Origin of the sequence: Kosakonia sp. S42 (assembly GCF_016624785.1) — a bacterium.
In the GTDB taxonomy this organism is placed as follows: Bacteria; Pseudomonadota; Gammaproteobacteria; order Enterobacterales; family Enterobacteriaceae; genus Kosakonia; species Kosakonia cowanii.
This window is the reverse complement of record NZ_JACVTW010000006.1, coordinates 196,460-209,270: the sequence shown is the minus strand read 5'-3', so window position 1 is coordinate 209,270 and position 12,811 is coordinate 196,460. Positions and strand designations below refer to the sequence as shown.

General features: G+C 56.6%; 16 protein-coding genes. 6 read left to right on the top strand and 10 right to left on the bottom strand.

Annotated features, from left to right (window positions below; genetic code table 11):
- The first annotated feature begins 8 nt into the window (after nucleotides 1-8).
- Together IAE50_RS10700 and oppF are read left to right on the top strand one after the other, a co-directional pair.
- Nucleotides 9-1,022, top strand: coding sequence for an ABC transporter ATP-binding protein (locus IAE50_RS10700; RefSeq protein WP_094419774.1), 1,014 nt, complete (start codon nucleotides 9-11; stop codon nucleotides 1,020-1,022).
- Nucleotides 1,019-2,023 carry a murein tripeptide/oligopeptide ABC transporter ATP-binding protein OppF gene (oppF, locus tag IAE50_RS10695; RefSeq protein WP_023478603.1) on the top strand — a complete coding sequence of 335 codons (1,005 nt, stop codon included), beginning with the start codon at nucleotides 1,019-1,021 and terminating at the stop codon, nucleotides 2,021-2,023. The genes IAE50_RS10700 and oppF overlap by 4 nt, the downstream gene beginning before the upstream one ends.
- Nucleotides 2,024-2,076: 53 nt before the next feature.
- Here the strand turns inward: oppF and IAE50_RS10690 are convergent, their stop codons facing one another.
- Entirely contained in the window at nucleotides 2,077-2,406 is a 330-nt protein-coding gene (locus tag IAE50_RS10690) for an HI1450 family dsDNA-mimic protein (protein WP_042713297.1), read from the bottom strand.
- A 31-nt stretch (nucleotides 2,407-2,437) separates the two neighbouring features.
- Nucleotides 2,438-3,898: a cardiolipin synthase gene (gene cls, locus IAE50_RS10685; protein ID WP_094419775.1), complete on the bottom strand. Its 1,461-nt coding sequence runs from the start codon at nucleotides 3,896-3,898 to the stop codon at nucleotides 2,438-2,440.
- Nucleotides 3,899-4,038: 140 nt separating this feature from the next.
- On the opposite strand from cls, the gene IAE50_RS10680 reads away from it, so the two are divergent.
- Nucleotides 4,039-4,212: a YciY family protein gene (locus tag IAE50_RS10680; RefSeq protein ID WP_023478828.1), complete on the top strand. Its 174-nt coding sequence runs from the start codon at nucleotides 4,039-4,041 to the stop codon at nucleotides 4,210-4,212.
- A 62-nt stretch (nucleotides 4,213-4,274) separates the two neighbouring features.
- Nucleotides 4,275-4,895 carry a LysE family translocator gene (locus IAE50_RS10675; protein ID WP_200580247.1) on the top strand — a complete coding sequence of 207 codons (621 nt, stop codon included), beginning with the start codon at nucleotides 4,275-4,277 and terminating at the stop codon, nucleotides 4,893-4,895.
- A gap of 39 nt (nucleotides 4,896-4,934) precedes the next feature.
- On the opposite strand, the gene IAE50_RS10670 is transcribed toward IAE50_RS10675, so the two are convergent.
- Nucleotides 4,935-5,231 (bottom strand): YciI family protein, encoded by a 297-nt coding sequence (locus IAE50_RS10670; RefSeq protein WP_023478925.1) that lies wholly within the window; start codon nucleotides 5,229-5,231, stop codon nucleotides 4,935-4,937.
- A 220-nt stretch (nucleotides 5,232-5,451) separates the two neighbouring features.
- On the opposite strand from IAE50_RS10670, the gene tonB reads away from it, so the two are divergent.
- A complete protein-coding gene (tonB, locus tag IAE50_RS10665) occupies nucleotides 5,452-6,183 on the top strand; it encodes a TonB system transport protein TonB (protein ID WP_167552481.1) in 732 nt (243 codons plus the stop codon).
- Between the two features lie 28 nt (nucleotides 6,184-6,211).
- Here the strand turns inward: tonB and yciA are convergent, their stop codons facing one another.
- From yciA to IAE50_RS10645, 4 genes are all read right to left on the bottom strand, one after another.
- Nucleotides 6,212-6,613, bottom strand: coding sequence for an acyl-CoA thioester hydrolase YciA (yciA, locus tag IAE50_RS10660; protein WP_076769929.1), 402 nt, complete (start codon nucleotides 6,611-6,613; stop codon nucleotides 6,212-6,214).
- Nucleotides 6,614-6,712: 99 nt separating this feature from the next.
- Complete coding sequence (locus tag IAE50_RS10655; RefSeq protein WP_023478762.1) at nucleotides 6,713-7,255, bottom strand: septation protein A; 543 nt, start codon at nucleotides 7,253-7,255, stop codon at nucleotides 6,713-6,715.
- Between the two features lie 46 nt (nucleotides 7,256-7,301).
- Nucleotides 7,302-8,045: a YciC family protein gene (locus IAE50_RS10650; RefSeq protein ID WP_128482863.1), complete on the bottom strand. Its 744-nt coding sequence runs from the start codon at nucleotides 8,043-8,045 to the stop codon at nucleotides 7,302-7,304.
- A 24-nt stretch (nucleotides 8,046-8,069) separates the two neighbouring features.
- Nucleotides 8,070-8,474 (bottom strand): YkgJ family cysteine cluster protein, encoded by a 405-nt coding sequence (locus IAE50_RS10645; protein WP_042711854.1) that lies wholly within the window; start codon nucleotides 8,472-8,474, stop codon nucleotides 8,070-8,072.
- Between the two features lie 278 nt (nucleotides 8,475-8,752).
- On the opposite strand from IAE50_RS10645, the gene ompW reads away from it, so the two are divergent.
- The gene (gene ompW, locus IAE50_RS10640) at nucleotides 8,753-9,388 is read left to right on the top strand and encodes an outer membrane protein OmpW (RefSeq protein WP_042711855.1); all 636 of its coding nucleotides are present in this window, start codon (nucleotides 8,753-8,755) and stop codon (nucleotides 9,386-9,388) included.
- 51 nt (nucleotides 9,389-9,439) lie between these two features.
- On the opposite strand, the gene trpA is transcribed toward ompW, so the two are convergent.
- Genes trpA through trpCF form a run of 3 tightly spaced genes read right to left on the bottom strand, consistent with a single transcriptional unit; the run spans nucleotide 9,440 to nucleotide 12,810 of the window.
- Nucleotides 9,440-10,249: a tryptophan synthase subunit alpha gene (gene trpA, locus IAE50_RS10635; RefSeq protein ID WP_200133622.1), complete on the bottom strand. Its 810-nt coding sequence runs from the start codon at nucleotides 10,247-10,249 to the stop codon at nucleotides 9,440-9,442.
- A complete protein-coding gene (gene trpB / locus IAE50_RS10630; RefSeq protein WP_023478707.1) occupies nucleotides 10,249-11,442 on the bottom strand; it encodes a tryptophan synthase subunit beta in 1,194 nt (397 codons plus the stop codon). Before trpB ends, trpA begins: the two co-directional genes overlap by 1 nt.
- 9 nt (nucleotides 11,443-11,451) lie before the next feature.
- Nucleotides 11,452-12,810 (bottom strand): bifunctional indole-3-glycerol-phosphate synthase TrpC/phosphoribosylanthranilate isomerase TrpF, encoded by a 1,359-nt coding sequence (gene trpCF, locus IAE50_RS10625; RefSeq protein WP_200580231.1) that lies wholly within the window; start codon nucleotides 12,808-12,810, stop codon nucleotides 11,452-11,454.
- Between the last annotated feature and the right edge of the window lies 1 nt (nucleotide 12,811).

The following is a 12,811-nucleotide window of genomic DNA, read 5'->3' as shown; positions in this document are numbered from 1 at the left end:
GTGCCGTTATGAGCATGACTGAAACCGTAGTAGCGTCAACGACGCGGCAGCAAACGGACCTCCTGCTGGATGTGAAAGATCTCCGTGTGACCTTTGGCACGCCGGATGGCGATGTCACCGCGGTCAACGACCTGAACTTCTCCCTGCGCGCCGGCGAGACGCTGGGCATCGTGGGCGAATCAGGCTCCGGTAAATCCCAGACCGCATTTGCGCTGATGGGATTGCTGGCTTCCAACGGGCGTATTGGTGGCTCGGCGCTGTTCAACGGCAAAGAGATCCTGAACCTGCCGGAACATGCGCTGAACAAACTGCGCGCCGAGCAGATCTCGATGATTTTCCAGGACCCGATGACTTCGCTGAACCCTTACATGCGCGTCGGCGAACAGTTGATGGAAGTGTTGATGCTGCACAAAGGCATGAACAAAGCCGAAGCCTTTGAAGAGTCAGTAAAAATGCTCGACGCGGTCAAAATGCCGGAAGCGCGTAAGCGCATGCGCATGTACCCGCACGAGTTCTCCGGCGGGATGCGCCAGCGCGTGATGATCGCCATGGCGCTGATGTGCAGGCCAAAGCTGCTGATTGCCGACGAACCCACAACCGCGCTCGACGTTACCGTGCAGGCGCAGATTATGACGCTGCTCAATGAACTGAAGCGCGAATTCAACACCGCGATTATCATGATCACCCATGACCTCGGCGTGGTAGCAGGTATCTGCGATAAAGTGCTGGTGATGTATGCCGGCCGAACCATGGAGTATGGCAAAGCGCGCGATGTCTTCTATCAGCCGTCGCACCCGTACTCTATCGGCCTGCTGCATGCGGTGCCGCGCCTGGATGCCGATGGTGAAGCGATGTTGACCATTCCGGGCAACCCGCCAAACCTGCTGCGTCTGCCGAAAGGCTGCCCGTTCCAGCCGCGCTGTCCGCACGCGATGGAGATCTGTAATAATGCGCCGCCGCTGGAAGAGTTCGCGCCGGGCCGTCTGCGCGCCTGCTTTAAGCCGGTGGAGGAGTTAGTATGAACGCCGTAACCGAAGAGAGAAAAGTGCTGCTCGAAATTGCCGATCTGAAGGTGCATTTCGATATTAAAGATGGCAGACAGTGGTTCTGGCAGCCGCCGAAAACCCTGAAAGCGGTCGATGGCGTCACGCTGCGCCTCTATGAAGGTGAAACCCTTGGTGTGGTCGGTGAATCCGGCTGCGGCAAATCAACCTTCGCGCGCGCGATTATTGGCCTGGTGAAAGCGACCGACGGAAAAGTAGCCTGGCTGGGACGCGATCTGCTCGGCATGAAGCCGGATGAGTGGCGCGCCGTGCGCAGCGATATCCAGATGATTTTCCAGGATCCGCTGGCCTCGCTGAACCCGCGTATGACTATCGGTGAAATCATCGCCGAGCCGCTGCGCACCTACCATCCGAAGATGCCGCGTCAGGAAGTGAAAGACCGCGTCAAAGCGATGATGATGAAGGTCGGCCTGCTGCCTAACCTGATAAACCGCTATCCCCATGAGTTTTCCGGCGGTCAATGCCAGCGTATCGGCATCGCACGCGCGCTGATCCTTGAGCCGAAACTGATTATCTGCGATGAGCCAGTCTCCGCGCTCGACGTGTCGATTCAGGCGCAGGTGGTCAACCTGCTGCAACAGTTACAGCGGGAAATGGGGCTGTCGCTGATCTTTATTGCCCACGATCTGGCGGTGGTGAAGCACATCTCCGACCGCGTGCTGGTGATGTACCTGGGCCATGCGGTAGAGCTGGGCACCTATGATGAGGTGTACCAGAATCCGCTGCACCCTTACACCAAAGCGCTGATGTCAGCGGTGCCGGTGCCCGATCCGGATGTCGAGAAGAACAAAACCATTCAGCTGCTGGAGGGGGATCTGCCATCGCCGATCAACCCGCCATCGGGCTGCGTCTTCCGCACCCGTTGCCCGATTGCCGGGCCGGAGTGTGCGAAAACCCGTCCGGTGCTGGAGGGCAGCTTCCGCCACGCAGTCTCCTGCCTGAAGGTCGATCCGCTTTAAGCGAGGCATAAAAAAAGGGCTGACAATTTGTCAGCCCTTTTTCTTTTCAGCGCTTATTCGCGCCAGAGAATATGGCACAGCTTATGGTCTTTCTCGCGGCAGAGCAGCACGCGCGCAAAGACATCATTCAGCTCACCGCCGTCCGTCTCCGCCAGGCCAATGACCACCTCAGCAAAGAAATCGGGGTTTAAATCGTAATCCACATGCTCCTGCCAGTCCTCACCGGGATCGAACAGTTCTGCACCGCCACGCTCTTCAAACTGCAGGTTGAAAAGAATGATGTCCGCCGGATCCAGGTTGTCCGCCGCCAGTTCGAGGAAGATGTCATACGCTTGCTCAAGTGTTTCATCTTCCGTCAGGCGGTTATTCAGGTCCATTTCCATAAGTTACCTCATCACGTCTGTTGGGCACGTTTTACAGCAACGGACTAAAGAAGTAAAACAGTCGTTCAGCAATGCGGTGCCAGAAGGGCCGTTTTACCCACAAGCGCGCATCCAGCAAGCGCGAGCGGGAGATGTAATCATCCTGCACCGCCGCCAGATCGCCGCCAAATCCCGCGTCGTCAATCACCAGCGTGATCTCAAAGTTGAGCCACAGGCTGCGCATATCGAGGTTCACCGTGCCGACCAGGCTCAGTTCGCCGTCGACCAGCACGCTCTTGGTATGCAGCAATCCGCCTTCAAACTGGTAGATTTTCACCCCGGCTGCCAGCAGCTCGGTAAAGAATGCGCGGCTGGCCCAGCCGACCAGCACGGAATCATTTTTACGCGGCAGAATAATGCTCACATCCACCCCGCGCTGCGCGGCGGTACAGATCGCATGCAGCAGATCGTCGCTCGGGACAAAGTAGGGGGTGGTCATGATCAAGTATTCACGCGACGCATACACCGCCGTCAGCAGCGCCTGGTGGATCAAATCCTCCGGAAAGCCCGGGCCAGATGCAATGGTGTGAATAGTGTGTCCGCTGGCCTCTTCAAACGGCATGATATTGGCATCGGGCGGCGGCGGCAGAATGCGCTTGCCGGTCTCAATCTCCCAGTCGCAGGAGTAGACGATGCCCATAGCCGTGGCGATGGGGCCCTCCATGCGCGCCATCAGGTCAACCCACTGACCGACGCCGGAGTCCTGTTTAAAGTAACGCGGATCGACCATGTTCATGCTGCCGGTATAAGCAATATAGTTATCGATCAGTACGATTTTCCGGTGCTGGCGCAAGTCCATGCGGCGCAGGAAGACACGCATCAGATTGACCTTCAGCGCTTCAACGACATCAATGCCCGCATTGCGCATCATTCCCGCCCACGGGCTGCGGAAGAAGGTGACGCTGCCTGCCGAGTCCAGCAGCAGACGGCAGTGCACGCCACGGCGCGCTGCCGCCATCAGTGACTCTGCTACCTGGTCGGCCATACCGCCGGGCTGCCAGATATAGAAAACCATCTCGATATTGTGGCGGGCGAGCTGGATATCGCGGATCAGCGCCTGCATCACATCATCCGAGGTGGTCAGCAGCTGCAACTGATTACCTTTGACCCCGGCGATGCCCTGACGGCGCTCGCACAGCTTAAACAGCGAGGAGGCAACGCTGCTGTTCTCAGTGGCGAAGATATGGTTGAAGTGTTTAAGATCGCTGAGCCATTTAGCGGTTGAGGGCCACATGGCGCGCGCACGCTCCGCGCGCCGTTTACCGAGATGTAGTTCTCCAAGCGAAAGGTAAGCGATAATGCCCACCAGCGGCAGGATATAGATGACAAGCAGCCATGCCATGGCCGACGTGACCGCCCGGCGCTTCATCAGAATACGCAGCGTAACACCAGCAATAAGCAACCAGTAACCAACAACAATGAGCCAACTCATCACGGTGTAAAACGCGGACATCGACAAAAATCCTTTTACAATCTGTATTGGTTGAGTTTACGCATACGAATTCATCTGGCAAATAAAAACGCCGAAAAGCGCTGGCCTGAAAGAGGCGACAGACTATAATGGCGGCTTCTATTTTGTATAGAGTTGTAACAATGAAGCGTAGTCGAACGGAAGTGGGGCGCTGGCGTATGCTGCGCCAGGTTGGCCGCCGGAAAGCGCGCTGGCTGGAAGCGCAGTCCCGCCGTAATATGCGAATCCACAGCATCAGGAAATGCGGCGTTAATCGCCATCGTAATGTGCTGCTGTTTGCCATCTACGATATCTGAATCCCGGGCACCGAAAAGGTGCCCGCGGTCGTTTTTAGCCCCTTAGTTTCAGGAGATAGATGATGTCAGTGACCGACAGCCTTATGGCGTTTACCTTTGCCGCGACGCTCTTAACGCTCACGCCGGGTCTTGATACCGCGTTGATCTTGCGCACAGCCACGGTAGAAGGGCGGAAACAGGCTTTTCAGGCGCAGATGGGAATTAATGCCGGCTGCCTGATCTGGGGCGCAATGGTGGCATTCGGACTTGGGGCGCTAATTGCCGTTTCGGAACTGGCGTACAACGTGCTCAAATATTGCGGTGCCGCGTACTTATGCTGGTTGGGGTTAACGATGTTGCTGCGTCCGCGCGGGGCATTGACCGGTATCAATAGCGTTGAGAACCCTTCTCAGAACTGGTTTATCAAAGGGATGTTCGGCAATGTACTTAATCCGAAGATAGGGATTTTTTACGTTTCGTTTCTGCCGCAGTTTATCCCTCACGGGCAACCGCTTATTGCCTGGACATTTGGCCTGGTGATGATTCATGTGCTGATTGGCACATGCTGGTCAACGGCACTGATTTCGGCGACCCGGCCACTGGCAAACTTCCTGCGCAAGCCGCGTGTGATCCGCTGGATGGATCGCTGCACGGGTATCGTATTCCTGCTTTTTGCTACCCGCTTAGCGCTAAGCAAGCGCTGAAGCCATGCGGGGCAATGACCTGCATTGCCCCGTACTGACTTAAAAAACTTTCTTGTACGGTTTAACCGTCACAGTCTGATAGACGCCCGCCGCCACGTAGGGATCGGCTTCCGCCCAGGATTTCGCCGCTTCCAGCGATTCAAACTCAGCAATCACCGTTGAGCCGCTAAACCCCGCAACACCAGGATCGTTACTGTCGACTGCCGGCAGTGGGCCTGCGGTTAACAGACGGCCTTCATCACGCAGCAGTTGCAGGCGTGCGAGGTGGGCCGGACGTACGGAGAGGCGTTTTTCCAGAGAATCGGCAATATCTTCAGCAAAAATAACGTATAGCACAGAGCAAGCTCCTGTCTTTTCAGAAAGGCATAACGTAAGTGAAAGGTGCAGTGACTGCAATGCAAAGATTGCAACGGGCAGGCAACCCTGCCAATTAACGGGGCTTTTTTACCCGTAGCAGCGATAAATTTGATCTGCACCAGGCTGGCTTGTTGAATATGATTGCTATTTGCATTTAAAATCGAGCCCTGGTTTTTTAACTGACACGATTATGACTTCAATGACCCTGGATTTACCTCGCCGCTTTCCCTGGCCGACGCTGCTCTCCGTCGCCATTCACGGTGCTGTTGTGGCGGGTCTGCTTTATACCTCGGTACATCAGGTTGTTGAACTGCCCGCACCCGCGCAGCCTATCTCTGTCACTATGGTCTCGCCTGCGGAGCTGGAGCCTGCTCCCGCTCCGGCACCGCCGCAGCCGGTTGTCGAGCCGGAACCCGAACCGGTTGTTGAGCCAGAGCCAATCCCCGAGCCGCCCAAAGAGGCACCGGTGGTGATTGAGAAGCCAAAACCTAAACCCAAGCCGAAGCCTAAACCGAAGCCGGTGAAAAAAGTGGAGCAGCCGAAGCGTGAAAGCAAGCCGGTTGAGCCGCAGCAGGCGAATCCGTTTGAGAACAGCGCTCCGTCACGTCCGGCGGCAAGCACCACGACTTCCACCGCGACAAAACCGGCACCGTCTGTTCCGGCAGGCCCGCGCGCACTGAGCCGCAACCAGCCGCAATATCCGCCGCGTGCGCAGGCGCTGCGCATTGAAGGGCGTGTAAGAGTGAAATTTGACGTGACGGCGGATGGCCGGGTTGAGAACGTGCAGATCCTCTCGGCGCAGCCGGCGAATATGTTTGAGCGCGAAGTGAAAGCCGCAATGCGCAAATGGCGCTATGAAGCCGGTAAGCCCGGCTCGGGGCTGATCGTCAACGTGGTCTTCCGCCTCGACGGCAGCACCTCGATGGAATAAGAGAAAAGCCTCCTTGCGGAGGCTTTTTTTATGGCTGTGCGGGCAGCGGGCGCGGTTTGCCCTCATTGTCCACCGCGACATAGATAAACAGCGCTTCGGTGGCTTTATAGCGCTGACCAATCGGTTCAGACATCACTTTTTTCACCCACACTTCGACGTTAATCGTAATTGACGTGTTGCCACGTTTGACGCAGCGGGCGTAGCAGCAGACTACATCGCCAACCGCGACCGGGCGCAGGAAGGTCATGCCGTCTACCCGCACGGTCACCACGCGTCCGTGGGCGATCTCTTTTGCCTGAATGGCGCCGCCCATATCCATTTGCGACATCAACCAGCCGCCAAAAATATCGCCGTTAGCATTGGTATCGGCGGGCATGGCGAGTGTGCGTAGTACAAGTTCGCCCTGAGGCGCAGTTGAAGGCGTTGTCATTATTATCTCTTCTGTGATGAGGGATTTCCGGCGGGATGCTACTACGAATATGGGAGGTTCGGAAAGAAAAAAGCCAGGCATTGCGCCTGGCTTTCAGCATCAGGATTTCTCATCCTGCGCCGGCATGTGCCGGTAGATATAGACGCCGCTCAGCACGGTGAACAGCAGGGTGAGGATCGTCAGGCCAAAGACCTTGAAATTGACCCACACGTCAAACGGCAGCCAGAACGCGATATAGATATTCGCCAGCCCGCAGACGATAAAGAAGAGTGCCCAGGCGATATTGAGCTTCGACCAGACGGCGTCCGGCAGCGTCAACTCTTTGCCCAGCATGCGCTGGATCAGCGTCTTCTTCATCACCCACTGGCTGAAGAGCAGCGCTGTGGCAAACAGACCGTAGATCACCGTCACTTTCCACTTAATAAATTCCACGTCATGGAATTTAATTGTCAGCCCGCCAAACACGGCGACCAGCACAAAGGTAATCAGCGCAACTTTTTCTACCTTGCGATAGCGGATCCAGCAGTAGATCAGCACGATGGCCGAGGCGACAATCAGCACCTTGGTGGCGGTGAAAATGTCGTACATCTTGTAGACCACAAAAAAGAGCGCCAGCGGAAGAAAATCAAGAAACTGCTTCATTCTACGATTCCATCAAAAGGGCCACCCGGACGGGTGGCCGGGGTAATTATTTGCGCATCAGCATATAGAGGCGGAAAAGATAAATCAGTAGCACTGCCGAGAAGAGATTACTCAGCGCATTGGCAATTATCGCGCCGCCTTCGGGCGAAAACGCGATGAGATGGTGACCATATCTCAGCATCAGAAATTTCGTCAGCAGCCAGGCTACTACCGGCGGAGCGACGAAACGCATATTTGCCCGGCTAAAGCGCATACTGCTACGCATCGAGGCAAAGACGCCCATTTTCTCCTGCACCAGCAGAATCGGCGCAAGGGCGAGGAAAATAGCCAGAAATATGCCCGGGACGTAAAGGAACAGCATGCCGAGTTGCACGATAAAAATGGTCAGCAGAAGCAGCAAAAAGAGCTTCGGTGCCGTCGGCACGCTGGCACCCATTGCACTTAACGCGCTGACAGGCTGCCGGGCTGTCACCCTCTGCATCAGCACAACCAGCGCGCCTATCAGCAGCGCATACCCCGTCAATCCAGCAATCGTTGCCGCAGCCGAGGTGTGTAACAGCATCTTTTGCTGTTCCAGCGTCATACTCTGCACCAGCTCGAATGGGTTATTTGTTTCCGCCAGGTTATCAGCATCCATTACGCTGGAGAACTGCTCTTCACTGGGTGAAAGGACGTGCCCGATGACTGCGGTGATAACGGTACACGACAGCACAATCAGTAAGATTGTAATGAACTGGTAACGAAGAAAATCCCCCGTGTCACGGTAAACGGATTTCGCCGTGATAGACATGCACTCTCCTTGAGTATGGCGATATTAATTGACGGGCGATTGTACCCCGAATAGCCCCTCAGTGGCAGCATCACGGCTTGTATGGAAAAGCATATCTTTGTAAAGGGGCGCTAAACCGTAGCGCGCCCGCGCCCGATCGCAGGCTTCATTCACCTGGCCCGCTTCGCCTGACATCTGAAATTCACGGCACGGCGAGGGGCGTTGCGCATAAATGCTGCAGGTGGCGTTTTCGCCTGGCGTGCCGACCAGTGCCGTACAGCGGCTCTGTTTTTGGTTGGTCCCGCTCATACAGCGCAAAAATGGGGTGAGGGGTTCAGTTAACTGAACCGGAACCGGGCCGCCAGCATCATCCGCTTCAGCCCAGTAGAAAGAGACACGAAAATACGCACAACAGGCTCCGCACGACATGCACGGGTTGAGATCACTCATAGCGCACCTGCACTTAACGACGCATCAACAGGAAAAGTCAGGCAGATAAATTATCGCTGCCCAATCGGGCGCACAAGAGGGGTCGGAAAGAATATTTTTTTGCCTTCATAAGGCAAAAATTGATGCAACAACAAAAGTTAAGGAGTGTAACGAAACGCAAAAATTAACCCAGATCAATGAATGTTAAATTACAGGGTTAAGTGTGATCTGCATTGGATCACATCCTACCTAATACCAGGTATAGTGCGCGGCGATAAAACCTCAAACATGGAGTGGATATGAAGAAGTTAGCCGTGGCAGCACTGATCCTGAGCACCCTTTCCGGGGTAGCATACGCGCACGACGCAGGCGAGTTTTTCATCCGGGCCGGTTCGGCCACCGTCCGTCCAACGGAAGGTTCAGATAACGTTTTGGGCGCGCTGGGCAGTTTTAACGTTGATAACAATACGCAGCTTGGCCTGACCATGACATGGATGGCGACCGACAACGTCGGTATTGAACTGCTGGCCGCAACGCCGTTCCGCCACCACGTTGGCACCGCCCCGACCGGCGACCTGGCTACCGTAAGTCATCTGCCGCCTTCGCTGATGGCGCAGTGGTACTTCTTTGATGCCCAGAGCAAAGTGCGCCCCTACCTTGGCGCCGGTATCAACTACACCACCTTTTTCGATGAGAAATTTAACTCCACCGGCAAAGAGGCAGGGCTCTCTGATTTGAGTCTGAAGGATTCGTGGGGCGTAGCGGGACAGGCGGGCGTGGATTATCTGATTAACCGCGACTGGCTGATCAACATGTCGGTGTGGTGGATGGATATCGATACCGATGTGCGCTTCAAACACAACGGCGTTCAGCAGAGTGTGCATACCCGTCTCGATCCGTGGGTGTTTATGTTCTCTGCTGGTTACCGCTTCTGATGGTAATAACGGAAACAGGCCTTTGCAGACCCGTTTCCGTTTTTTACGCCCTTAGCTCGCCAGCGTGGCGGCTTTCAGGCGCTGCACAAACCCTTTCAGCTCGGCCAGCATCGTGGTCGGGTTATCCAGATTGCTTTCGATAATCTTCACAATTGCCGATCCGGAGATTGCCCCTGCGGCACCGGCTTCAATTGCGGAAGCCACCTGATCCGGTGCGGAGATGCCAAAGCCCTGCAGCGCAGGCGCCGCATGATACTCCGTCAGTTTCTCTACCAGATGATGCAGCGGCAGCGCCGCGCGGTTCTCCGCACCGGTCACGCCAGCGCGCGACAGCAGGTAGGTGTACCCGCGACCGTAAGAGGCAATCTGGCGTAGCAGATCGTCATCGGCATTCGGCGGGCAGATAAAGATAGGCGCGATATTATGGCGCATCGCCGCCTGGCGGAACGGGGCGGACTCCTCAATCGGCACGTCGGCGACCAGCACCGAATCGACACCAACGCTGGCACACTGGGCGTAAAACTCATCAACGCCGCGGCTAAAGACCAGGTTGGCATACATCAACAGGCCAATCGGAATGGTCGGATGCTTCTGGCGGATCGCCGCCAGCATTTCGAAACAGTGACCGACGGTAACGCCAGCAGCGAAGGCGCGCAGCGTGGCGCTCTGAATGGTCGGGCCATCTGCCAGCGGATCGGAGAAGGGGATGCCCAGCTCCAGTGCATCCGCGCCGCCTTCGATCAGCGCATCGATAATTTGCAGCGACAGGCCCGGCTCCGGATCGCCAAGGGTGACAAACGGGACAAAGGCACCTTCCCGGCGCGCGTTGAGCTGCTTGAAGAGGTTGTCATAGCGTTCCATCAGATTTCGCCTCGCGCTTTCAGAATGTCATGGACGGTGAAGATATCTTTGTCACCGCGCCCGGAGAGGTTAACCACCAGCAACTGCTCCTTCTCAGGATTCTCGCGCATCATCTTCAGCGCATGGGCCAGCGCATGGGAGGACTCCAGCGCCGGAATAATCCCTTCATGGCGGCAGAGGGTTTTAAATGCTTCCAGCGCTTCATCATCGGTAATCGAGACATACTCAGCGCGACCGGTGCTGTTGAGATGGGCGTGCTGTGGCCCCACTGACGGGAAATCGAGTCCGGCGGAGATGGAGTAGGACTCCTCAATCTGCCCATCTTCCGTCTGCATCATCGGCGATTTCATGCCGAAGTAGATGCCGACGCGGCCATGTTTCAGCGGTGCGCCATGTTCGCCAGACTCAATGCCGTGACCCGCCGGTTCCACGCCAATCAGGCCGACGGCGCTCTCTTCGATAAAATCGGCAAACATCCCGATGGCGTTAGAGCCGCCGCCAACGCAGGCGATCACCGCATCCGGCAGGCGTCCCTCTCTTTCAAGGATCTGCGCTTTGGTCTCTTCGCCGATCATGCGCTGGAACTCGCGCACAATGGTCGGGAAGGGGTGCGGGCCGGCTGCGGTGCCGAGCATATAGTGCGCGGTTTCGTAGCTGCCGGACCAGTCGCGCAGCGCTTCGTTACAGGCATCCTTCAGGGTGGCTGAACCGCTATGCACCGGGATCACTTCCGCGCCCATCAGTCGCATACGGAAGACGTTCGGCGACTGGCGCTCAACATCTTTTGCGCCCATATAGATGCGGCACTTCAGGCCAAGCAGGGCGCTGGCAAGCGCAGACGCCACGCCATGCTGGCCCGCGCCGGTTTCGGCGATAATCTCGGTTTTGCCCATCCGTTTGGCGAGCAGCGCCTGGCCGAGCACCTGGTTAGTTTTGTGCGCGCCGCCGTGGAGCAGATCTTCACGCTTAAGATAAAGCGTGGTGCGGGTGCCGGCGGTCAGGTTCTGACATTTGGTCAGCGCCGTCGGGCGACCGGCATAGTTTTTCAGCAGGTCATTAAACTGCTGTTGAAACGCTGCATCGCTCTGCGCGCTGACAAACGCCTCTTCCAGCTGGCGCAGCGCGGGCATCAGAATTTGCGGAACGTACATGCCGCCAAATTCACCAAAATAGGGGTTCAGTAGTGTCGTCATCTTGCTTCCTTAATATGCACGCAGCGTACGGAATACCGAGGCCAGTTTGCTGGCGTCTTTAATACCCGGCTCCGACTCTACGCCAGAATTGAAATCTAATCCGGCACAGCCAGCTTTCGCCGCCTGTACGCAGTTATCCGCGCCCAGGCCGCCGGCCAGCAGCACATTGTCGAGCGTTTCGCCGGTCAGCAGTGACCAGTCAAAACTTTTGCCCGTGCCGCCCTGGCCGTTATCCAGCACATATTTATCCACGTGCTCAAGGTTGCGCGGCGGCAGTGTGGTGGTGACGCTCAGGGCTTTCCAGATTTGCGTCTGCTCGCCAAGCTGTGTGCGCAGAGAGGAGATGTAGGCCTGATCTTCATCGCCGTGCAGCTGAACGGCACTCAGCTTAAGTTTAGCTGCGGTCGCCACAACGTCGTCGACAGGGGCATTACGGAACACGCCAACATAATTCAGGGGCGCGCCCTGCATCACTTTTTCTGCCTGCTCAACGCTCACCGCGCGCGGCGAGGCGGCAACAAAAATCAGCCCGCCATAAAGCGCTCCGGCGTCATATGCTGCCTGCGCATCTTCGGCGCGGGTTAAGCCGCACACTTTGTTTTCACCCAGCAGGACGCGTTTTACCGCCGCATCCAGATCGTCGTGAGACATCAGCGCGGAGCCAATCAGGAAACCGTTGGCAAAGTGGCTCAGTTCACGCACCTGCGCATAGGTGTTGATGCCGGACTCGCTAATTACCGTTACGCCAGCGCCAAGACGCGGGGCCAGCTCGCGGGTGCGGTTGAGATCGATTGAGAGGTCACGCAGGTCGCGGTTATTAATGCCGACAACTTTGGCACCCAGCGCGATGGCGCGCTCCAGCTCCTCTTCATTACTCACTTCTGTCAGCACGCCCATATTGAGGCTGTGCGCCACGGCGGAAAGCGTGCGGTACTGCTCATCATCCAGCACCGAGAGCATTAACAGGCAGGCGTCCGCATGGTAGTAGCGCGCCAGGTAAATCTGGTAGGCGTCGATAATAAAGTCTTTGCACAGCACCGGCTGCGGCGCGATTTCGCTGACGATACGCAGGAAGTCGAAGCTGCCCTGGAAATATTTCTCATCGGTCAGCACCGAGATTGCCGAGGCGTGATGCTGATAGGTATCCGCAATGCGCGCCGGGTCGAAATCTGCGCGGATCACCCCTTTCGAGGGGGACGCTTTTTTGCACTCGAGGATAAACACGGTATGTGTTCCACGCAGTGCATCATAGAAGTGGCGTGTGCTCGGCTGCACCTCGTTCTGAAAAGAGGCCAGCGGTTGTTGCTCCTTGCGCGCCGCAACCCATACAGCTTTGTCGGCGACGATTTTCGCTAAAACGGTCTGCATT

Coding starts and splice junctions, on each gene's coding strand:
- IAE50_RS10680 (WP_023478828.1), top strand. CDS start 4,039: ATGAAGCGTAGTCGAACGGAAGTGGGGCGCTGGCGTATGCTGCGCCAG.
- yciA (WP_076769929.1), bottom strand. CDS start 6,613: ATGACAACGCCTTCAACTGCGCCTCAGGGCGAACTTGTACTACGCACA.
- ompW (WP_042711855.1), top strand. CDS start 8,753: ATGAAGAAGTTAGCCGTGGCAGCACTGATCCTGAGCACCCTTTCCGGG.
- IAE50_RS10655 (WP_023478762.1), bottom strand. CDS start 7,255: ATGAAGCAGTTTCTTGATTTTCTTCCGCTGGCGCTCTTTTTTGTGGTC.
- tonB (WP_167552481.1), top strand. CDS start 5,452: ATGACCCTGGATTTACCTCGCCGCTTTCCCTGGCCGACGCTGCTCTCC.
- oppF (WP_023478603.1), top strand. CDS start 1,019: ATGAACGCCGTAACCGAAGAGAGAAAAGTGCTGCTCGAAATTGCCGAT.
- IAE50_RS10690 (WP_042713297.1), bottom strand. CDS start 2,406: ATGGAAATGGACCTGAATAACCGCCTGACGGAAGATGAAACACTTGAG.
- trpA (WP_200133622.1), bottom strand. CDS start 10,249: ATGGAACGCTATGACAACCTCTTCAAGCAGCTCAACGCGCGCCGGGAA.
- IAE50_RS10650 (WP_128482863.1), bottom strand. CDS start 8,045: ATGTCTATCACGGCGAAATCCGTTTACCGTGACACGGGGGATTTTCTT.
- IAE50_RS10700 (WP_094419774.1), top strand. CDS start 9: ATGAGCATGACTGAAACCGTAGTAGCGTCAACGACGCGGCAGCAAACG.
- trpB (WP_023478707.1), bottom strand. CDS start 11,442: ATGACGACACTACTGAACCCCTATTTTGGTGAATTTGGCGGCATGTAC.
- IAE50_RS10675 (WP_200580247.1), top strand. CDS start 4,275: ATGTCAGTGACCGACAGCCTTATGGCGTTTACCTTTGCCGCGACGCTC.
- trpCF (WP_200580231.1), bottom strand. CDS start 12,810: ATGCAGACCGTTTTAGCGAAAATCGTCGCCGACAAAGCTGTATGGGTT.
- IAE50_RS10645 (WP_042711854.1), bottom strand. CDS start 8,474: ATGAGTGATCTCAACCCGTGCATGTCGTGCGGAGCCTGTTGTGCGTAT.
- cls (WP_094419775.1), bottom strand. CDS start 3,898: ATGTCCGCGTTTTACACCGTGATGAGTTGGCTCATTGTTGTTGGTTAC.